Genomic DNA, 20686 nt, shown 5'->3' on the forward strand with positions numbered 1-20686 from the left:
GTGGCATTAGCACATGAGGCTATAGAAATTAAATCTAGCACACCAAGCAAAAATGCAATGTTGATGGAGGCCCCAATGGAACTATCAGTCAGCTTTACCAAGGGAGTTAGATTAATAAAAGTAGTTTTAAAAGACAGTGAAGGTGCAAAAGTTGATTTTGGCTTTGAACCTCCGAAAGAGGTTGCAACGGATTATTCTTGGACCTTACCTAAATTACGTCCAGGTTCATACAATGTTGAGTTCATCATGCTTGGCTCCGATGGGCACAAGATGAAAGATAGTTTTGGATTTATGGTGCACTAAAAAGGGGATTCAGCTGTGGAAATGTATATCTGGAACACTGTAATTGTAGTGACAAAGCTAATGTTTTATTTAGGTTTCGCGGCCACAGCTGGATATACATTTTTCTGGCGAGATATTAACGACAGTAGGACAAGTTATACAACGCCATCTTATAGCGCTGTATGGGTAAAGGTTTGTGTCTTTGTTGCGTTTATTTCTAATGCAGTGTGGTTTATCGCGAACACTGGAGCGATGGTAGAAGAGGGAATTCAAGGCGCACTTGACCCCTTTATGCTTAAGATAATGTTGAGTTCTCCTATCGGTGAAGTCACCTTGTATCGTGCGGGGGGGTTAGCCGTAGCTTTAATAACTATCTACTTATTGAAATTTAAACCTCTTAAACCTTTCCTAAGGTTAAAGTCTTGCTTACTTGTGCTGTGTCTATTCACTCTCTCGTACACATTTACTTTAACCGGCCACGTTTCTGAATTAGGAAGTATTGCTCGAATACTACTTATGGTTCACGTATTTGTTATGGCTTGGTGGTTTGGTGCATTGATTCCGTTAAAGCTCTCCTGCCATTACCAGAGCTACGAAAAGCTTTATAAATTAATGGATAGGTTTGGTACGCAGGCGGCCGTATTGGTTACCTTATTATTATCTGCAGGCATTTGGCTAGCTATTCAATTGGTAGGTAGTTTTGAAGGGTTATTTAGCTCCATATATGGGCAAACTCTTCTTGTTAAAATGTTCCTTGTAACTAGCATTCTAGCTATTGCTATACGGCACAAACTGAAATTAGTCCCAAAACTTAAAAGTGGCTCGGGAAGCGAAGCACTCTCAAAATCCATTTCATTAGAGTTAACAATAGCAGTTGCTATTTTAATCATTACTTCTGGGCTTACGAGTATTGTAGGTCCCGAAAGATAAAACTTAGAAGAGAAATTCAAATGAAAATTAAATTATTAGTCTTACTATTTATCATGCCCGTAATCATGAGTTTTGCTGCTAGTGCCCATGAAAAAGAACATCATGAGAAAGGTATGTTTAGTGGGTTAGATACGCCTGCAGCTAAAATAGTTATTGCATTCCATCACGCGCTTAATACGGGAGACAAAATCACTGCGAAGAGCCTACTGGCGGATGATGTGACTATTTATGAAGGAGGCGGAGTTGAGAGGAGCGCAGATGAATATGCTCAACATCATATGAATTCAGATATGGAATATCTATCGTCAGTGACAAATAAAGCGTTGGAGCATCAAGTCAAAGTTCTGGGCAACACAGCAATCTCCGCATCGCGGTTTCTGGTCAATGGGATGTTTAAGGGGGAAGAGAGAGACTACCAAAGTATGGAAACAATTGTCTTAATCAACACCGAAGGAGAGTGGAAAATCAAACATATTCATTGGTCAAATTGATTCGATTAACTACCCGAGAGAGCTCGTATGAAAAAATTTTTAATCATAATCATTTCGTCTTTGTTATCTTTTTTCACTTTCGCTCATGATAACAATGCAACTGATAAAGATCAGATAAAAGACATTATAAAGCAAATTGAATATGGCTGGGAGAATGGAGACGGTGCCCCCTTTAAAAAGCACTTTTTCGACTTTAAAGGCGCAAGATACTTTGAATCTGGCGGACAGAATGTAGGGTTAAGTGACTTGATAGAGCATCATGTTGAACCAGAAAAGGATGCCTTAGTTTTCTTAAGTTTAGATTTTTCTAACATTCAAACTCATGTAGAAGATGATTTTGCTTGGACACTCGTTGATACAACCGTTCAAGGAAAGGTTAGGAAGTCTGGAGAAACTTTCAACAAAACGGGGTTTCAAACCTTTCTTTTTAAAAAAGTTAACGGTGAGTGGCTGATAGTTCACACGCATTCCTCTAGTAGAAATCGTGCAAAAGACTAGCGAAATAAATGTATTGAAAGCTACTTTGGTAATATCAACGGTAGCTTTCCAGTTTGCTCAATATCAGAACCATCTCGGCTATCCTATTGCCAAAATGCCTTACACTTCATATTGGCACGAACTAAGCTTCCCGCCAGCCAATGAACCCTTATTATTCGTTTTTGCACAGATTTTTAATCAACATCGAATCCTTAAACACTTGTCCTCCCAACCTACATTTTGTTCCACATACGCTATTCTCAAAAGGTACAGAGAAATATGAAAATCGTTTATTTTGGAAACGACTTATTCTCGAATTGTTTGTTACTTCTAATTAAAAATAGATTGAACATTGAACGCGTTTTTATAAACGATGTTCAGGAAAATGCGAGCTTCATCAAACGAATTTGTCGTAAATACAATATTGTTTATTCCACTGAAAAACCAAGTATCGTGACTCTTAAAGGATATTTAAATGACGAACAGACAGTCTTTGTTGTAGCCGATTACGGATACAAAGTACCCACAAACGAAATAAAATATGCGATTAATATCCACCCATCTTTACTACCCAAAAGTAGAGGCCCAACCCCACTCACCTACATTATCGACAACCCTGAGAACGCGGGTGTTAGCATTCATAAACTCACTGAGAAACTTGATGCAGGTAGCATCCTAATCCAAGAGAAATTTGAGGTCGAAAACAATGAAACGATTTCATCATTGATGGTCAAGTCTCAGTTACTCGCAGAAACTCTGTTAGAAGAATTACTTAATAACTTTAATGAGCTTTATAATAACGCCACACCTCAATTGGAAAAGCTAGCGTCATTCCAAAGTCTACCTCCAGTAAAAAGAAGGTTTGTAAATTGGGATCAAAACACCGCTCAATTTAGTCATGCCCTTCGACAGTATGGGCACTTTGGGATTCTTATTTCGTTAGATAACGCGTTATATATCGCAAATGATGTCGAAGTCACAACTTTCAGTCACGATTTCACGTGCGGTAGCATAATCTTTGAGGATGCACTAATTAAAAGCATTGCTATAAATGATGGCTATGTTGTACTTTCTAAGCGTAGTTTAAGGCTATATGAATCAAGAGTACTAAACTAGTTGATTACGGCTTTAATGTTTAAAGGTCCTAAGCACTTTTTTGTGTTGTGTTGATCTACGTCAAAGTAAGAATAACGGAATACCGCTACTATTCCCTTACTCACTGATGGAGTTTATTGTGTCAGGCATTTATAAGTGGTTTAAATTAGTACTAATAGCTGCGCTACTTTCACAGCACGGCTTTGCTATGACGAACCCAATTAAATGTGATGGTCACGACACATCAGAATCTCATATGTCCTCAAATGATTCCTTATCAAGCGTAGGACATACTACTTTAAATAATCACACACTTCATTCAGAAAAGAACCAGGATGTACAGCACTGCGAAGGAAATGATCAATCGATATGCGCGTGCTGTATAGGTGCTTACTGTGCAACTTCTTTAACCCAATTTTGTATACTTTCAAATATTGAAATTCTGATAAGTGAAAACATTAAGCAAAGCTCATTTTCAGATATAAATATTACCCCTTTAATTGGTATACACTCTCCTCCCTTCCACCCTCCGATTAAGAGCTACACATAAACTCAGTGAGGCTTTTCTCTAAGTTTTCTTTACTAATCAATTGCAATCAAAGAATGTCTTAGACGATCAACTGCTTAATTAATATACATTAAGACACTGTTTGCTATCAGTAAACGAACAGCAAGTATTATCCGCCTCACTTACAAACGCATTACATCTTAGAACCGAAAGTTTCACGAGTTACATGCCTATTGACTCGCGTCCCACAAACAGGTTTAGCCTTTAGGTATAAGTAAAATTTTAGGTTAAAGACATCGGAACAACTATGAAAGTAAGAGAGATCGCAAGCGCCTTGGCTACAACGCCAGATACTGTTCGCTATTACACGCGCTTGCAGTTAATAACGCCGGCAAAATCTGACAATGGTTATAAATTCTATTCAACGAAAGATGCTTCCAGGTTGCGGTTTATATTAAGTGCAAGGCATTTAGGTTTTTCAGTTGAAGATATCAAGCAAATTCTCAGAGAAGCAGATAATGGAAAGACCGCTTGTCCCCTAGTTAGAACCTTAATTGCAAGAAGGCTAGCAGAAACAGAAAGACAATTTAAGGCAATGTTGTTACTCAGGCAAAATATGATGCTGGCAGTAAGGAAATGGGGAGCAATGGGTGACAAAGCCCCATCCTCACACGTGGTCTGTCATTTAATAGAAGAGTTTGAACACACCGTCCTGGAGGAAAACATAAATGACAGAACTTAATGCAGGTGTTTCTTCAGAAAAATTGTTGTCCGTCAAAAAACAAGTCTTCTAAAAATAGGAAAAAAGGAGAGCACTATGAGTGCAGAAGTAACACAGCGACAATTAGTGATAGAAGGCGCCGGATGTGCCAGTTGCGTTGGAAAAATAGAAGCTGCCTTGAAGCAGACGCCGGGAGTGCAGAATGCCGAAATGAACTTTGCAGACAGAACAGTACTTGTATCGGGTACAGCGGATTCTCAATTATTGGTTCAAGCAGTAGAGTCCGTTGGTTACAACGCAAAGCCTTTCGAAGATAAGCCTGACACTGATGTAGTCGATGAAAAAGAAGCAGCGGATAGGACCTATTACAAAAAGCTGATGCGAGATACTTTCATTGCGCTTTCGCTAGGTATCCCTCTAATGACTTATAGCATTGTTGTCGACGAAATGACGGTCGAGACTAATGTCGAGAGGTTGTTGTGGCTAGCAGTTGGCCTACTGACGCTGGGTGTAATGTTCTTTTCCGGCCGGCATTTTTACATCGGTGCGTGGAAGAGCTTTAAAAATCATTCTGCCAATATGGATACACTCATTGCACTTGGTACAGGCACAGCATGGTTCTATTCGATGTTGGTAGTGTTGGTACCTGAAGCAGTGCCGTTAATGGCAAGGCACGTTTATTTTGAAGCTACAGCTATGATCATTGGTCTAATTGATCTGGGGCTTGCCTTAGAACTAAAAGCCCGCGGAAAAACCTCAGAAGCAATCAAACGTTTAATTGGATTACAAGCGAAAACAGCCACGGTTATTCGCGACAATAAAGAGGTCCAGGTCGCTATCGAGCAAGTGCTTTTTAACGATGTCATCAAAGTCAGGCCTGGAGAAAAAGTGCCTGTTGATGGTGTGGTTGTTGAAGGCCATACGTCAATCGACGAGTCAATGCTAACCGGGGAACCGATGCCAGTTGAAAAATCACATGACGATGAAGTCGTTGCTGGAACTCTCAACAAGTCAGGAATGTTTCTATTTAAAGCAACTCGAGTAGGTAAAGACACGGCACTGGCGCAAATCATTGCAATGGTTAAACGCGCACAAAATTCAAAGCCGCCTATTGGGCGCTTGGCCGACGTGATATCCGCTTACTTTGTTCCTGTGGTAATGATTATATCTGTGCTCAGTGCGCTAGCATGGCTGAACTTTGGGCCTGAGCCCGCACTGGCATTTGCCATAGTTTCGGCCACCACTGTATTGATCATTGCTTGTCCATGTGCATTGGGCCTAGCCACGCCGATGTCAGTTATGGTGGGGGTTGGAAAGGCTGCTGAAGCCGGCGTGCTAATTCGCAACGGCGAAGCGCTACAAACGGCATCAAAAATCAGTGTGATGATACTGGATAAAACCGGAACGATTACGGAAGGTACACCCAAGGTCACTGACATAATTTTAGCCAATTTCAGTGATGAAAAGACAGTGCTGCAATTGGCAGCTAGTCTGGAAAATGGTTCAGAGCACCCATTAGCAATGGCGATAGTAGAAAGTGCCCACGACCAGGGCATTGAGCTGCTGAAAACCGAAGAGTTTAATGCGATTACCGGTATGGGGGTTGAAGGCCGTTGTGAAGGAAAGGCCTTATTGTTTGGTAACAGCAAGCTTATGGCTTCAAAAGGGGTGGGCATAGGTAATTATTCAGAGAAAGCACAAACACTGGCCAAAGACGCCAAAACTCCCATGTATTTCGCTGTAGATGGACAACTTGCTGCCATCATAGCGGTTGCCGACCCGATAAAACCTGACTCTGTTTCTGCCATCAAGCGTCTTCAGGCTAATGATATCCGGGTCATCATGTTAACGGGGGACAACAAAGAAACTGCTGCTGCAGTGGCAAAGAAAGCGGCAATAAGCGAGTTTTTTGCTGAAGTATTGCCCGAAGATAAGGCCAACAAAGTACATGAATTACAGCAGCAGAGAGAAGTAGTGGGTATGACTGGTGATGGAATTAACGATGCTCCGGCTCTTGCCTTGGCTGATGTTGGCTTTGCCATTGGTACAGGAACGGACGTTGCCATTGAAAGCGCCGATATCACCCTGATGCGCGGCTCGTTGCATGGTCTGGCCGATGCTATAGCGGTTAGTAAAGCCACCTTGCGCAACATTAAGCAAAACTTGTTTGGAGCCTTTATCTACAACGTAGCAGGTATACCTTTTGCGGCGGGCGTGCTCTATCCATTTTTCGGAGTATTGCTAAGCCCAGTTATCGCCGGAGCCGCCATGGCATTTTCTTCGTTAACAGTGGTATCAAATGCGAACCGGCTTCGCCTATTCAAGGCAAAGGACCACTAAGGAGTTTTCTTATGATGATAATTAATATTGTGGGACTTACGGGTATTGCACTGATTATTTGGTGGTTTTGGTTATACAAGCCTGATCAGACAGTTACTGAAAGTAACGAAATACTCATAGAAGTAAAAAATGGCGTGTACTCACCAGCGTCTATTCAGGTAAACGCAAACCAATCTGTTACGTTGAAGTTTTTGCGCAAAGATGAGTCTCCCTGTTCCGAAGTACTGCTAATTCCTTCATTAGATATCAGTGAGCAGCTAACGCTTAATGAGGTAACACCAATTCACCTCGAAAACGTCCCACAGGGCGAACATACTTTTCACTGCCAGATGCAGATGTATCGCGGTGTTCTTACGGTGGTATAGGAGGAGTCATGAAAAACAGTCACCCCAGATTTTGGTCAACACCTACAGGGTGGGCAGCATTAGCGATGATCGCTGCCGTTACTTATTTTTTAATTTTCGAACATGGTCATCATGTCCTTCAGTTTCTTCCCTATTTGATTTTATTGCTGTGCCCATTCATGCATATATTCATGCACAGTAGCCACGGTAAACACGGACACGCCCACGAACATTCTCGCGACAGTGACAATAAGCAGAAAAGTTTTCAGGAATTGAGTGATAACAACGCGGCTTATCGTGATGGATACATTCAGGGGTTGGAGGAAGGCCGAAAGGAGTCACTTAAAAAGGACAACCAAGATGAATGATACATATGATTATGGCTTATGGTCAATGGTGATACTGAACTCAGCTATTTTTATCTTTTTTGCATTCAGTTTTGTAAAGCCAAAATCTTCCACCGACTGGCGAAGTTTGGGGGTATTTTCTGCGTTTATTGTAGCCCTGTTTACCGAAATGTATGGCTTCCCACTGACTATTTATTTCTTGTCAGGATGGCTTGCTGAAACCTATCCGGAAGTAAACTTTTTTGCGCACGAAAACGGACATCTGTTGCATACTTTCTTTGGTTTTAAAGGCGACGCCCACTGGGACCCATTTCATATCGCCAGTATGGTATTTATTGTTGCAGGATTCTTTATCTTGTCCTCAGCATGGAATGTGCTGCACCACGCTCAGAAGAACCATCACTTAGCTAAGACTGGATGGTATGCGCGGTGTCGCCACCCTCAATATTTAGCCTTCATACTGATCATGTTCGGTTTTTTGTTGCAATGGCCGACCATTCCCACACTGGTCATGTTTCCAGTTTTAGTTGTTGTGTATGTGAAACTGGCAAAGCGTGAAGAAGCTCTGGCTATTGCTGAATTTGGCGATGAGTATGTGAGCTATATCAACACGACACCTGGCTGGATCCCAAACCTCAACTTTAAATTAAAAGGTGAAAGCCATGAAAAAATTCACTAAATCAATCATTTTTTCAACCACATTAGTAATGGCTGCAACATCGCAAGCTCAACAAATGGAAGAGCATGAGCATAAGGGCTCAGACAAGCCAGAGATTCAAACGGGAATGCCTATGCGTGGCCAAGATATGCATATGATGAATGCAAAAATAAAGTCGATGAAGGAAGAAGTTAACGCTATCAAAGAAGAAAAGAATCCCAGCAAGCAGCGTGAAATGATGAAAAAACACATGCAATCCATGATGTGCATGTTCCGGCCCATTCCGATCACCCATTTCGGTTCAATCCGATCACTGATTTCGGTCTAATCCGATCGCCTATTTCGGAGTTATCCGATCAAAAATGACGTTTTTCCGAAATCACTGATCGGAATCCCGAAATCTTCTTCTTTTTCTCATTAAATCAATTGGTAAGCTCCACTTCATCACTTTATTGAAGGAATGAGCTGCCATGGCGAGAAAGAGAACCGATATGAGAAAGATTAAAGACGTCCTGCGTCTCAAATTCGAAGTAGGATTAAGCCATCGAGACATCGGCCAATGCTTAAGTCTTGGCCCTTCAACCGTGAGTGAAATACTCTCGCGCTTTAAATCCAGTGACTTATCGTGGCCGTTGCCGCAAGCGCTAAACGATAAAACGCTCGAAGCGCAGTTGTATAGCACCGGTCCCGTTCAGCGCCAGAAACGGCTGCCTGACTTTATGCTAATGCAGCAAGAGTTGAAGCGCAAAGGCATGACTAAGCTCTTGCTGTGGGAAGAATATTGCGCCGAGGATAGTGCGTCAGCCTACGGCTACACGCAGTTCTGCGAGCACTATCAGCGTTGGCTTAAAAAGCAGAAACGCAGTATGCGACAACATCACATCGCAGGCGATAAGTTGTTTATTGACTACTGCGGACCAACGGTACCTATCATCAATCCTGATACGGGCGAAGTTCGTTATCACGCACAAATCTTCGTTGCGACCTTAGGCGCAACCAACTACACCTATGTTGAAGCTGGCCGCTCACAACGTGAAGAAGACTGGATAATGGCGCACGTAAGAACGTTCCGCCACCTTGGCGGTGTACCCCGTTTACTTGTGCCGGATAACCTGAAATCGGCCGTTACCAAAGCCCACCGCTACGCGCCTACGCTAAATGAAAACTATGCCAGAATGGCGCGGCATTATGGCTGTGCCATTGTGCCTGCACGCCCATATAAACCGAAGGATAAAGCCAAAGCAGAAAATGCGGTGCTGATTGTTGAGCGTTGGATATTAATGCGATTGCGACGTGAGAGCTTCTACACCCTAGCGGGTCTAAATGCGCGGATTAAAGTGTTAATGGCAGAGTTAAATAATCGGCCACAACGCTTATACCCAGGCTCTCGTCGTGAACAGTTTGAACTGCTCGATAAGCCAGCCTTAATGCCATTACCTGGCACCACGTATGAGTACATCGATAGTAAACGGGCGAAGGTAGGGCCGGATTACCATGTGCTGTACCAAAAGCATGCTTACTCTGTACCACACACTTTAGTGGGCAACACGGTGACCATAGAGGCAAGTGGCAGTGTAGTCAGCATCTATCATCACAATCAACTGGTAACACAGCACGCTAAATCAGCAAAAGAAGGCGGCTTCTCAACCCAAAAAGAACACATGCCGGACAGCCATGTAAAACAGCGCTTCAGTGCTGAGCGCTTACTGCACTGGGCTGAGAATATCGGTGTGGGTACCCGTGGTGTGGTGCAGTGGCACATCCATAGTCGCAAACATCCTGAGCAAGCGATTAAAAGCTGCTTAGCTATCCTAAACCTCACTAAACAACATGGTGCTGCGCGACTTGAAGCCGCTTGCCAAAAGGCATTACTGCTAGAACGCCCTCACCGGAGTGTGGTGATGAACTTACTCAAACATCATCAAGAAAGCATACCGAGCACCGCTGTTGAGCAGGATGAGCAGCCTGTCACCCATCACAATATCCGCGGCCAACATTACTATCAATAGGAAAACCCATGACACAATCTCAATTACAAGAGCAACTACGTAGCTTACGGCTTGGGCACTTCGCTCAAGCGTTACAGCAACAACAAAGCCAAGCGACAACTTACGACGAGATGAGCTTCGAAGAGCGCTTAGGATTGCTGGCACAGCATGAAATCCATTGTCGGCAAGACAGCAAAGTGAAGCGTTTACTGCGCCAGGCAACCTTGCGCTTAGAGGCTCATGCCAGCCGATTGGAATACCGTGCAGAGCGTGGCCTACGCAAAGATAAAGTCGCCACACTGTTAAGCGGCCAATACTTACATCGTGCCCATAACATTATCGTTACCGGAGCAACAGGATGCGGAAAAACGTACTTCGCATGCGCGTTAGCCAGACAAGCCTGTGAACAACATCATACGGTGCGATATTACCGACTTGGGCAGCTTCTTGATGAACTGAATATCGGCCACGCCGATGGCAGTTACCGACAACAGCTTGCACAACTCGCTAAGAAAAAGTTGCTCATCCTGGACGACTGGGGAATGGAAAAACTGAGCGCACGTCAGGCTAATGACTTACTTGATGTGATGGAAGAGCGATACCAAAACACCAGTACCATTATCGCCAGCCAGTTACCCGTTACCGAATGGTACAAACTCATCAGTAACCCCACTGTGGCAGATGCATTACTCGACCGTTTATTGCACAACAGTCATCGAATTGAACTGGCTGGCGAATCGATGAGAAAACTAGACCAATCCGATCACTTAAGGTAAAACTGGCAGGGACGAAAAAGAAGATGAAAAAGTGATCGGATAAAACCGAAACGACCGATCGGATTCACCGAAATACGCATGATGGGAATGATGCATATAATGCACGAAAAAATGGAAGGGCAACCCATGCAAAACCAAGTTGATATGGCAGAAAGGCATCTTAAGATGATGGAAGTAATGATGTCGAAAATGGATGGAAGCCATTCACCCGAATCTCAGAAACATTCAAATTAACACCCGAGGAGAAAGATATGAGTGATTTAGACCACAGAGTCGGTGTCAGAGAAGCAAATTTAGTCGTTCGGAATTTACGGCTCAGCAATGTCTATGAGGCAAATTGCGAGCCCCTAATTGAAGAGATTGACAAGCTCTTTGGCATTGATGAGGTGAGCTACAACATCAAAGAAGGGGCTATTCACCTGGCATATGATGCGACACATATCGATTTAGACGGTATTGAAGCGATCATTCGAAAACACGGCGCAGATCTTCACAATGACTGGTGGACACACACAAAAGAAGGTTATTACCAGTTTGTAGATCAAAATATAAAAGACAATGCGACGCACAAACCGTGGAGTTGCCACCACTTGCCGCAGGGCGCTCACAGGAAGCGTACATAACCTTAATGTGCTCTACGTTCTCATTCAACAACAATGCTGAGCGATGTCGTTACATTATGATGCTGGCTTTAAGGAGGCGTAAGATGAAAATTCGAGAAAATGTATTTGCGTTCGCGTGCGCCGCATCGTTCAGCTTCGAGAGTGTTGTTAGTTGTTAGTTCTTTGTTCATTATTACAATGCCCGACATGATGTCACCCATGGCTGGTAATATAATGTTTTCAGACTGGCAAGGGATGATATGGAACGTGCCTTTATTGGGTGTAGTGATAGGCGGAGCTTTATGGGCTTTGTTCGCAGGTGTACTGGGTTGGCTTATTGCCAGTATTTACAATAGGCAGCTGTAGTAGTGAGGGCTAAATAAATAGTCAGTATTTGTCCTTTTAGCACAGGTACGATATTTGCTGATATCTACTGCCACATAAATTTAAACTAACGGTGAGATATTATGATAACCAATAATTCAGAATTAGCCTTACAGCAAGCCATGCAACTACCCAGTCAAACCAATACAGAGAAGCAGGGTTGTAGCCAGCCACCTGAGTCAAAAGGACAGGAGTTTGCTGAAATAATGAATACACTGAAGCAGCAAAAAAGCGGTTAAAGTGTGCCACGAGTAAAAATAACCGGCACGCTAATGCCGGTTAATTCCTTTCCTATTCATAACAACTGCGCTTACCTTTTAGGCTGCTACTCTGCCTACGCTGAATATTGTCTTACTCCGTCGATGTAGTTCATGAACAGCTTCAATGATTTGCATCAGTTATAATTTTTATCATCATCATCATACGCATGGAGCTTTAGAAACCATTTCTCAGCCGCGAATACGATAAGAAGTCCAGCCACAGAAATCCCAACAATGAAGATATCTGATTTTGCTTTCACCCACATAAAAGATAGAAGAACAATGATATCGAGAATAATTGCACTGACTAGTACCCAAGCTTTAGCTTGCACATCATCTCGTAAATGCTTGAACACTCCCCAGTGGATGAAGATATCCATTACGATATAAAAAACTACACCGATTGAGGCTATGCGGCTCAAATCGAAGAATATGGTAAGAAATATTGCGATGACTAACGTATAAATTAAGGAATGTCTTCTTATATCTCCCGGTAATGAAAAATGACGGTGAGGCACAAGTTGCATTGATGTAAGCATCGATAGCATTCTTGAAACAGCGAAGATGCTGGCAACGACACCGGAAGACGTGGCAATAATCGCGAAAGCTATAGTAAACCAAGCACCATACTGGCCGAATGCGGGTCGAGATGCTTCAGCAAGCGAATAATCTTTTGCCTGTATTATTTCGCCAATTGATAAATTTGCTCCTACTGCAACTGCGACAAAAACATAAAGTACCACACAAATGGATATAGAAATGACTATGGCCCTTCCTACATTTTTTTCTGGTTGTTTGAGCTCGCCTCCGCTGTTTGTGATTGTAGTGAATCCTTTGTATCCCAAAATACCAAGTGCCACGGCTCCGAGAAAACCGGTTGCGCTGGTATCTTGCGGTTGAGCTGAAACGCTCTCAAACGACAAACCGGTTGCCCACAGCCCACCAATTGCCAAAACTGCAAGTCCTGCTATTTTGATAAAAGCCATAATAAATGAGAGGGTCTGTATGAATTGATTACTCAAAATATTAACAATGAATGCCACAATAAGAAGACTCACGCCAAGCGCTGGTATAAGCCACTCAGCGCCCTGAGAGTCAAACAATTGTAGGACATAAGTGCCAAAAGTGCGGGCTACCAAACTTTCATTGATAACCATGGAAAAAAACATTAGCAATGCACAGGCACCAGTCAGCAGACCTCTACCATAGGCTTTTTTCAGAAACATGGCGATACCACCTGCAGAGGGGTATTTCTGTGCCATTTTGATGTAACTGTATGAGCTAAACCCTGCAATTATCGCTGCAACTAAAAACGCAAAAGGAAACCATGTGCCTGCCAGCTCTGCTATTTGCCCGGTTAAAGCAAATATACCAGCACCTATCATTACACCAGTTCCCATCGATACCGCGCCCCAGAGGCTTAACGAATCTTTCCTGTTTGAATGCTCGTGTTCATTCATATTGGTTACTCCTTTATGTCATGTGAGCCTGAGTAACAACAAAAGCAACCTGCAGCAAATATAAGGACACAGGCCCATTACAAAACAAATTCGAAGACGTGTAGAAAGAAATAACTGGCAATGGCATACCAGTTATTTCGTTTTTAGCGTAGGACGTTTAAAACCAAATCCTTGCACCTAACACTACACCAGTTTCACTGGTTGACTTGCCTTCTGCTTTTAATGCATCAGCTGTATTTCCCAAAGCTTTGCTGTAATAAACACCGACATAAGGCGCTACCTCTCTCACTATTTCATGCCGATATCGCAAACCAATACGAATATTACTCAGCCCGCTTTGACGGTCATACTTTTCAGAATCGGTGAGGTTGGCAACAACTTCCAAGCGCGGTTGCAGATAGGAAACTTGACTTAGTTGCCAGTCATATTCGGTTTCATTGATGAACTGCATGTCACCGTCTTCGTTAATACGCAGTGAATTTTCCATTTCAAACCAGTAAGGCGCTAGACCTTGATAACTGAACACCGCATAGTTCTCCATATCCGCATCTGATGACAGCTCTCCCGTTGTGCCCACACCAAATTGTATAGACCAAAAAGAAGAAACTAGATAACCGTACAACAGTTCTGCTCGTTCCAGATCAGTAGGCATTCCATCGTTTTGTGTATTTTCGCCTTCGCTTTTAAAAACAAGACGATGGTAATCTCCGCCATACCACGCTTGCATGTCCCAGACCCCTATATTTTGCTGCTCATCAGTGCGATTATATTCAAGTCGGTCAAATAGAACTTGGCCAAAATATTCATTAGGAATAGGAGATGGCCAGTCATCTCTTGATTGAGCCAAAGCATTGTCAACGCTCAAAGTTAATGTTATTAGGCCTGCTATTAATATCTGTTTCATTTTAATCTCCTATGCGACCTGTACAACACGAAACATACCTGCTTCCATGTGGTATAGCAGGTGACAATGAAACGCCCACTCACCGGGGGCATCTGCGCTGATTTGTAACGAGACCTTCTCTCCAGGCTTGAGGCTGATCGTGTGTTTACGAGGTCTTGGATATTGGCCGTTTTCAAGTTCCATCCACATACCATGTAAATGAATAGGGTGATCCATCATAGTGTCATTAACCAAGATCAGACGTAGTCTCTCGCCATAATTGAAACGTACATATCCGTCTACTTCACTAAACTTTTTGCCATCGAACGACCACATGTACCTTTCCATATTGCCCGTTAAGTGAAGCTCAATTTGACGTTCCGGCTCTCTTTCGTCAGGCCAAGGACTTTCACCGACTAAATCTGTATAAACAAGGACACGATGTGGGCTGTCTTCCAAACCGATCCCAGGTTCATCCAACCTAGAACTTGGATTTTTAGCAATCATCGCTGCACCAGCGCCGTGCCCGTCTTCGCTGTGGACAATGTCTATGCTTTCTACTGGGAGCTTTTTGGAGGGGGTCATTTCTCCTTCCATTTGGGTGCCATGCATTGTATGGGCGCTATGCTGCCCCATTCCTTTCATTTCACCTTTTGGAGCAGCCATGCCCGAGCTGTCGACCTTGGACTTATCCATATTCATGCCTTTCATACCAGACATGTCCATCCCCATCGCCGCCATGCCACGCTCTGTGATAACTCGCTGTGGGGGAACCTCTGCAGTAAGGCCAATTGACGGGGTTAGGGTGCCACGCGCATATCCACTTCTATCAAAACTTTCCGCAAAAAAGGTATAAGCTTTTCGCTCTTTTGGCTGAACGATTACGTCATAAGTTTCCGCTACTGCAATTCGAAACTCATCCACATTTACTGGTTTAACAGGCTGACCATCTGCAGCTACAACTGTCATTTCAAGCCCTGGGATGCGAAAGTCGAAATAAGTCATCGCAGAACCATTTATGATCCTCAACCGGATTTTCTCGCCTACTTTAAACAGGGCTTGCCAATTATCTTGTGGTGTCCGGCCATTCATTAAGTATGTATATGTACTGCCTGTAACGTCAGCTATATCGCGAGGGCTCATACGCATTGCACCCCACATAGCACGCTCTTCCCATGTATCGGCAAGCCCTTTTTTCTTTACGTCTTCTAACGTGTCGAAAATAGTTCGCTTTTGATAATTGTAATAACCTTCCGCTACCTTCAGTTTTCGCATAACGTCATGGGGGTCTGAAAACGTCCAATCGCTTAAAATAATTGTATGTTCCCTATCAGCCCCAATGTCCCCATCTGCGGGGTCGATCACAAGAGGTCCTAAATGGCCCAACTGTTCCTGGAGGCCTGAATGACTGTGGTACCAGTAGGTGCCGTTTTGCTCGACATCGAATGCATATTTAAATGTTTCGCCAGGTTTTATTCCGGCAAAGGAAACTCCCGGAACGCCATCCATATCTGGTGGTAAAATAATCCCGTGCCAGTGTATTGAAGTATCTTGGTTTAGGTGGTTAGTTACATTGAGGTGCGCTCTCTGTCCTTCTTTCAATCTAATCAACGGGCCCGGCATTTGACCATTGATCGTTATAGGTGAGCCCATATTTGAGCCTATTGGCAATTGCGCTTTTGACACATTGAGATTTTTAATATCACCTGTCAAAACTTGATCTTTAAAATGGCGACCAACAGGTGCTGCCCATAGAGGACTAACGTTGGTTAACGCAGCCGCAGCGCTTGAGGTCAGGGCAGCGAGCACAAATCTTCTGCGACCGTTGTCGATAGAATTTTTCATAGTTTTTAGCCTTTGAATTGATACTAACTGGACGAAGGAATTTCATCCATTTAAAAAGTATTACTAACTAAGTCAGTACCTTAGGCTATCGGTGGGCGGAAAGGTGGAGTGAAAATTTTGGGGGGAACAGCTAGAGCGATAATGTCATACTGCTCAGCAAAAGTTGTTTCAAATTGACGAATGGGAACGTAAAAAAGACTTGCAAAGTGGTAGCAATTGGTAGCTATACACATACATCCATCATTGCAGCAACCTGATTTACCCGAATGCGAGGGGTGTCCATCAGTGTGAGCGCTTTGATGCTTAGAACTAGGTGAACTGCTACGTTTCTCCTCATGAGCGTCTGCGAATTTGTGAGAAACCTTAGTTAATGAGCTATGTTCATCCATTTTCATTTCACACGCATCAACTGGCACGGTAAACAGTACCAATAAATATCCAATGCATAGTGTGAAAATAATAGATCTCATAACTTTGTATTTGCTCTCAACCTTTACGCGACGTTATTCCCTTAGAAAAGATAAGTCTTAAGGACACTTTAATCAATGACATTTGCTTGTAACTAAGATAAACAACTTCCTATGTAGTTAAACAAGCAGTCTTTTCAATCTTAAAAGCTGATAGAGTTACTTTTATTAAGTTTAGTCGATAAGCAACTCTTGTAACTAAAAAGATAACATGAGTAATGCGCCTGCTATCATAAAAATGTTTTCTGATAGTGAAACAAAACCTAACGGCACGTTACTGTCCCCACCGACACAAGCACATTTGAGCTCCCGTTTATCCACATATACTGCTTTAAAGACAGAAATTGCCCCAACGGTTCCTATAAATAGTGAAAATGGCGCAACAGCTATGGCAGGCAGTTGAGCTACCATTCCTATCCCCGCGTAGGCTTCAAGAAATGGGTAGATGTAACCATATCGAAGCCACCTCATTGCCAACAAATCGTAGGTTATGAACGAATTTGTAAAACTATACAAATCCTTCAATTTTTGAACTGCAAGTAGTGTCATTGAGAAAGCAATAAAGAGAACCAGTGTTCTTATAGAGATGAAGTCTTCAGAAACAAAAAACTGGAATGCTAACGATAGCAGAGCTGCCACAGAAAAAATCGCAATAACAGGTGCATAAGTAGTTCCGTTCTGCCCCGCTTCTCCTTTCCCGAAGTATTTACGAAGCTCATCATATCCACCAACTCGCTTTTCTTCGATGAAGGTTTGAGGCGTCGTTTCTACACCATGCTTTTGCTTGAAATCATCGGTGTCATTACGTGAAGTAAGATGATTGTCTTCTACTGAATAGCCTTCTCGCTCTAGTAAGTCTTTTGACCTTAAACCGTAAGGGCAAATGTGCTCTTTAGTAACCATTCTATATAGGATAGCTTTCTTACTCATTTTCCTTTCCTTTATTCAATTTACCTTCAAATTGAGGAATTGGACGCTGTTCGGCCTGTTCCTGAGTTGTTACCTTGCCATTCTTATTTATATCCTCTATCAACCACTCCATCTCCTTTATTTCCTTTCGCTGAGCTTTAATAATGCCGTTTGCTAATTCTCGTACGCGAACGTCTTCAAGGTTAGAACGCTCACTAGTCAAAATAGCTATAGAGTGATGAGGAATCATTGCTTTCGTGTAAGCGGTATCTGAAATGGTACTTTGTGAACGAACAAGATAGATACACAAGGCGAAAGTAAGTGCCGCTATTATAAAAATGGCTGTATTGAGTTTCTTGTTGCTATACATACCTAACATGAAAGCTAACATTATAATCGCCATGCCTGCCCCCATATAGAGTGCCATATAAGTCCTTGTCTCACTGAACCAGACATGCGAGATAGCGTAGGTATTTAAGTACATCATTAAAAACATCGCTACAGTTGAAGTTATTATCATTGCAGCGAACTTAGAGTATTTCATATGTAATCCTTACTTAAGAAACAGTTAATATTTGTAAATCTTTCTAACAAAAGAAAGCTTGAGAGAGGTTACAAACCAATCAATCTTAACTAGTCAAGTTTTGTACCAACAAGGAAATATTATGTTTTTGTCTATATTAATAGTTTTAACTGCACTGTTGATCTGCGTAGGGCTGCATCTTTTTAATATTTCAGTAGTCGCGGACAATATCAGCGAGAGATTGAAGGGAGCTTGGATAAAAACACTGTCGGTAGTCGTTATTGCCATTTCGAGCCAACTTTTACTAGCAGTCATTTTTACTCTGGCGTATGAAATTGGACTTTATTTCGAGCTCGGCGATTTTAAGCAACCTGCCACTTCCATGGATATTTTTTACTTTTCACTAACTACGATTACTACATTGGGTCTTGGAAGTATCGAGCCGGACGGACATCTACGAATGATAGCAGGAGTTGAATCGGCTACAGGGTTTCTACTAATAAGCTGTTCAGCATCGAAAGTGTTCAAGCATATGTAATGTAAAAACTGTAACCTGAGAAGATGTAAACCTCACCCGTCAGGACTAGTTTTTAATGAAACAATGTTTCGCAAATTATTGTCTTTTTAGATACTAAAAAGCGAACAATAGAGCATTCTTTGCTTCTCTCTTAAAGAAGTTTGAGGGTATAGCTTAGCAAACGTTTCAGAACCAAAAGCACGGTTGAAAGCTGACTTTATGATTCTGAAAATCTCTTGTTCGAAACTTAAATTCTCATTAACTTCGATTAATGAGAATGGCCATGACCTTTGTCAAATGAGGTTGCCTTTTCAACATTGAGGACTTTTCCTTTTTTGCTAATGCTAAAGAAAAGAGTTTCACCGTTCTCAGAGTTTGTCGCTTTAACTATATATTCTCTCTCTGTCGCTTCAACTAATTCGAAATCTCCCTGTGCGACCTTATTCCATGATGTGTCCAGCTTCCCTACAGACATTCCATTATTTTTAAAAGTAAGTGTTTTAGCCGTTGTCTGGGCAGCTTGGATGACCTCCATAACACTTACCTCGCCATGCGCTCCTCCATGTGCGAAAGCATTAGAAGAAGCTAAAAGCGCAGATGCAATTGTTAATACTTTTATGTGTTTCATTCTGTGATTCCTCATTTTTACTTTAAACCTTCAACGATGTATTCACCGCTGAAAATTAGTTGAACATCAATATCTTTGTCTGTGTTGTTTTTCCAATACCAGCCATGTGACCCGTTAAAAGGAACAACAAAACTCCCTTTCATACTTTCAACAGTAGCGACAGTGTATGACTTAAAATAGCCAGTATTATCACCATCTGGTTCACCATGAAGATCGACATATAGCTCGCCATTACTTGTTTGCCATTCATAAGTGACCTGCTGGCTCTCCATCATGCTGAGCTTATACTCGATACCTTTACCTGCTGGAACAGTAACGACCACTGTATCTTGGTCACCGTCTGTACTTGTCTTAGCAGAAGGAGATTCTCCGTCCTGATTAAATACTGTTAGACCGAGCTTCTTTCCGACACCAGTAGGGTCAATGTCATACTCAGCAGGTAAAATAAATAACACTAGAGACACTACTGCTACTGACAATGCAATTACAGTCGCTTTTATCAGTGCACGATTTGTTTGATTAGATTCCATAAATATATTTCTCATAAAATTTAGCTAACAAAATACCCTGTTAGTTGCATCCCAACTAACATAAAACCACCACTCATCAAGGCTGTGTTCGTTGCCGCAGAAAAACGGTCGAAACTCTCGAATTGACGCCAAAAATTAATTAACAGAAGAATAAAAATAAGAGCCATAAACTGACCAATTTCTACTCCAATGTTAAAGGAGAGTAGATTTAGCGCTAGCCCATCTTCAGGTAAGTGAAACTCTTGGATCTTTGTTGCCAATCCGAAGCCATGAAACAAGCCAAAAATAAGTACAGCTTTCTTAGGGGCGGGTTGTTTACCAAAGAAGTGGGTGAATCCTCCGAGGTTATCAAACCCTTTATAAACCACTGATAAACCGATAATTGCATCAATCAGGTATGCATTAACTTGGATATTAGCTAGGACTCCAGTCATTAGAGTTAAACTGTGACCTATCGTGAACATACTTACGTAGAGCAAGACGTCTTTACTATTTCTCAGAAAAAACAGCACTCCCACTAGAAACAGCAAATGGTCATAACCCGTAACCATATGTTTAGCTCCGATATACAGAAAGGGAATTATCTGGATACCAGTGTTGTTTTCTAAGAAGTTACGTGTACTGTCGTCTACACCGTGTGCAAAGGCTTCAAACGAAGCCATTGCACACAGAGATAGAAGAAGGTACACCAAATGCGTTAGCTTTAATTTACCTAACATTT

At 42.3% G+C, this 20686-nt stretch carries 26 protein-coding genes; 18 read left to right on the plus strand and 8 right to left on the minus strand.

The annotated features are described in order from the left end of the window. The 17 genes from ACTRWF_RS19015 to ACTRWF_RS19095 form a co-directional block, all read left to right on the plus strand. On the plus strand, window positions 1-303 hold a 303-nt coding region (locus tag ACTRWF_RS19015), incomplete at its 5' end, for a copper resistance protein CopC (RefSeq protein WP_462836053.1). 21 nt (window positions 304-324) lie between these two features. Beyond that, entirely contained in the window at window positions 325-1212 is an 888-nt protein-coding gene (locus tag ACTRWF_RS19020; protein ID WP_203565510.1) for a copper resistance D family protein, read from the plus strand. Window positions 1213-1232: 20 nt separating this feature from the next. After that, window positions 1233-1703, plus strand: a complete 471-nt coding sequence (locus tag ACTRWF_RS19025) for a YybH family protein (RefSeq protein ID WP_012516902.1) — start codon at window positions 1233-1235, stop codon at window positions 1701-1703. Between the two features lie 27 nt (window positions 1704-1730). Next, entirely contained in the window at window positions 1731-2201 is a 471-nt protein-coding gene (locus ACTRWF_RS19030) for a YybH family protein (protein WP_015066037.1), read from the plus strand. Window positions 2202-2459: 258 nt separating this feature from the next. Further along, the gene (locus ACTRWF_RS19035; protein WP_015066038.1) at window positions 2460-3296 is read left to right on the plus strand and encodes a formyltransferase family protein; all 837 of its coding nucleotides are present in this window, start codon (window positions 2460-2462) and stop codon (window positions 3294-3296) included. 794 nt (window positions 3297-4090) lie between these two features. Next, window positions 4091-4525, plus strand: a complete 435-nt coding sequence (locus ACTRWF_RS19040) for a MerR family transcriptional regulator (protein ID WP_012516906.1) — start codon at window positions 4091-4093, stop codon at window positions 4523-4525. A 75-nt stretch (window positions 4526-4600) separates the two neighbouring features. After that, window positions 4601-6844 carry a heavy metal translocating P-type ATPase gene (locus ACTRWF_RS19045; protein WP_012516907.1) on the plus strand — a complete coding sequence of 748 codons (2244 nt, stop codon included), beginning with the start codon at window positions 4601-4603 and terminating at the stop codon, window positions 6842-6844. A gap of 11 nt (window positions 6845-6855) precedes the next feature. Continuing rightward, the gene (locus ACTRWF_RS19050; RefSeq protein WP_012516908.1) at window positions 6856-7209 is read left to right on the plus strand and encodes a cupredoxin domain-containing protein; all 354 of its coding nucleotides are present in this window, start codon (window positions 6856-6858) and stop codon (window positions 7207-7209) included. 8 nt (window positions 7210-7217) lie between these two features. Next, on the plus strand, window positions 7218-7556 hold the full coding sequence (locus ACTRWF_RS19055; RefSeq protein ID WP_012516909.1) for a DUF2933 domain-containing protein: 339 nt from the start codon (window positions 7218-7220) through the stop codon (window positions 7554-7556). Beyond that, on the plus strand, window positions 7549-8214 hold the full coding sequence (locus ACTRWF_RS19060) for a methyltransferase family protein (RefSeq protein WP_012516910.1): 666 nt from the start codon (window positions 7549-7551) through the stop codon (window positions 8212-8214). The genes ACTRWF_RS19055 and ACTRWF_RS19060 overlap by 8 nt, the downstream gene beginning before the upstream one ends. Then, complete coding sequence (locus tag ACTRWF_RS19065; protein ID WP_462836054.1) at window positions 8198-8521, plus strand: hypothetical protein; 324 nt, start codon at window positions 8198-8200, stop codon at window positions 8519-8521. The genes ACTRWF_RS19060 and ACTRWF_RS19065 overlap by 17 nt, the downstream gene beginning before the upstream one ends. Window positions 8522-8663: 142 nt before the next feature. Continuing rightward, window positions 8664-10202 carry an IS21 family transposase gene (istA, locus tag ACTRWF_RS19070; protein WP_462836055.1) on the plus strand — a complete coding sequence of 513 codons (1539 nt, stop codon included), beginning with the start codon at window positions 8664-8666 and terminating at the stop codon, window positions 10200-10202. Window positions 10203-10210: 8 nt separating this feature from the next. Further along, entirely contained in the window at window positions 10211-10957 is a 747-nt protein-coding gene (gene istB, locus ACTRWF_RS19075) for an IS21-like element helper ATPase IstB (protein ID WP_039221977.1), read from the plus strand. Between the two features lie 99 nt (window positions 10958-11056). Then, the gene (locus ACTRWF_RS19080) at window positions 11057-11191 is read left to right on the plus strand and encodes a hypothetical protein (protein ID WP_462836056.1); all 135 of its coding nucleotides are present in this window, start codon (window positions 11057-11059) and stop codon (window positions 11189-11191) included. 17 nt (window positions 11192-11208) lie between these two features. Next, window positions 11209-11580: a hypothetical protein gene (locus ACTRWF_RS19085; RefSeq protein WP_012516912.1), complete on the plus strand. Its 372-nt coding sequence runs from the start codon at window positions 11209-11211 to the stop codon at window positions 11578-11580. A 99-nt stretch (window positions 11581-11679) separates the two neighbouring features. Next, the gene (locus ACTRWF_RS19090; RefSeq protein ID WP_012516913.1) at window positions 11680-11925 is read left to right on the plus strand and encodes a DUF5676 family membrane protein; all 246 of its coding nucleotides are present in this window, start codon (window positions 11680-11682) and stop codon (window positions 11923-11925) included. A 101-nt stretch (window positions 11926-12026) separates the two neighbouring features. Further along, entirely contained in the window at window positions 12027-12182 is a 156-nt protein-coding gene (locus tag ACTRWF_RS19095; protein ID WP_012516914.1) for a hypothetical protein, read from the plus strand. Window positions 12183-12337: 155 nt separating this feature from the next. Here the strand turns inward: ACTRWF_RS19095 and ACTRWF_RS19100 are convergent, their stop codons facing one another. From ACTRWF_RS19100 to ACTRWF_RS19120, 5 genes are all read right to left on the minus strand, one after another. Next, complete coding sequence (locus tag ACTRWF_RS19100; protein WP_012516915.1) at window positions 12338-13663, minus strand: APC family permease; 1326 nt, start codon at window positions 13661-13663, stop codon at window positions 12338-12340. Between the two features lie 157 nt (window positions 13664-13820). Next, window positions 13821-14567, minus strand: a complete 747-nt coding sequence (locus ACTRWF_RS19105) for a copper resistance protein B (protein ID WP_462836057.1) — start codon at window positions 14565-14567, stop codon at window positions 13821-13823. Window positions 14568-14576: 9 nt separating this feature from the next. Further along, window positions 14577-16391 (minus strand): copper resistance system multicopper oxidase, encoded by a 1815-nt coding sequence (locus tag ACTRWF_RS19110; protein WP_012516917.1) that lies wholly within the window; start codon window positions 16389-16391, stop codon window positions 14577-14579. Between the two features lie 665 nt (window positions 16392-17056). Beyond that, window positions 17057-17788 carry a MauE/DoxX family redox-associated membrane protein gene (locus ACTRWF_RS19115; protein WP_012516918.1) on the minus strand — a complete coding sequence of 244 codons (732 nt, stop codon included), beginning with the start codon at window positions 17786-17788 and terminating at the stop codon, window positions 17057-17059. Then, window positions 17781-18311, minus strand: coding sequence for a DUF305 domain-containing protein (locus ACTRWF_RS19120; RefSeq protein WP_012516919.1), 531 nt, complete (start codon window positions 18309-18311; stop codon window positions 17781-17783). The genes ACTRWF_RS19115 and ACTRWF_RS19120 overlap by 8 nt, the downstream gene beginning before the upstream one ends. 121 nt (window positions 18312-18432) lie before the next feature. Here ACTRWF_RS19120 and ACTRWF_RS19125 point away from each other — a divergent pair, with 121 nt between their 5' ends. Further along, window positions 18433-18828, plus strand: a complete 396-nt coding sequence (locus ACTRWF_RS19125; RefSeq protein ID WP_015066041.1) for an ion channel — start codon at window positions 18433-18435, stop codon at window positions 18826-18828. 247 nt (window positions 18829-19075) lie between these two features. Here ACTRWF_RS19125 and ACTRWF_RS19130 read toward each other — a convergent pair whose 3' ends face one another. From ACTRWF_RS19130 to ACTRWF_RS19140, 3 genes are read right to left on the minus strand one after another with little or no spacing between them, the layout of a single operon-like run. After that, window positions 19076-19435, minus strand: coding sequence for a DUF6488 family protein (locus ACTRWF_RS19130; protein WP_020742705.1), 360 nt, complete (start codon window positions 19433-19435; stop codon window positions 19076-19078). 17 nt (window positions 19436-19452) lie between these two features. Further along, window positions 19453-19965, minus strand: coding sequence for a hypothetical protein (locus ACTRWF_RS19135; protein WP_061486897.1), 513 nt, complete (start codon window positions 19963-19965; stop codon window positions 19453-19455). Window positions 19966-19985: 20 nt separating this feature from the next. Continuing rightward, window positions 19986-20684 carry a HupE/UreJ family protein gene (locus ACTRWF_RS19140; protein ID WP_196898114.1) on the minus strand — a complete coding sequence of 233 codons (699 nt, stop codon included), beginning with the start codon at window positions 20682-20684 and terminating at the stop codon, window positions 19986-19988. Between the last annotated feature and the right edge of the window lie 2 nt (window positions 20685-20686).

It is taken from the genome of Alteromonas sp. G5_S2_22_S1, from assembly GCF_054968525.1.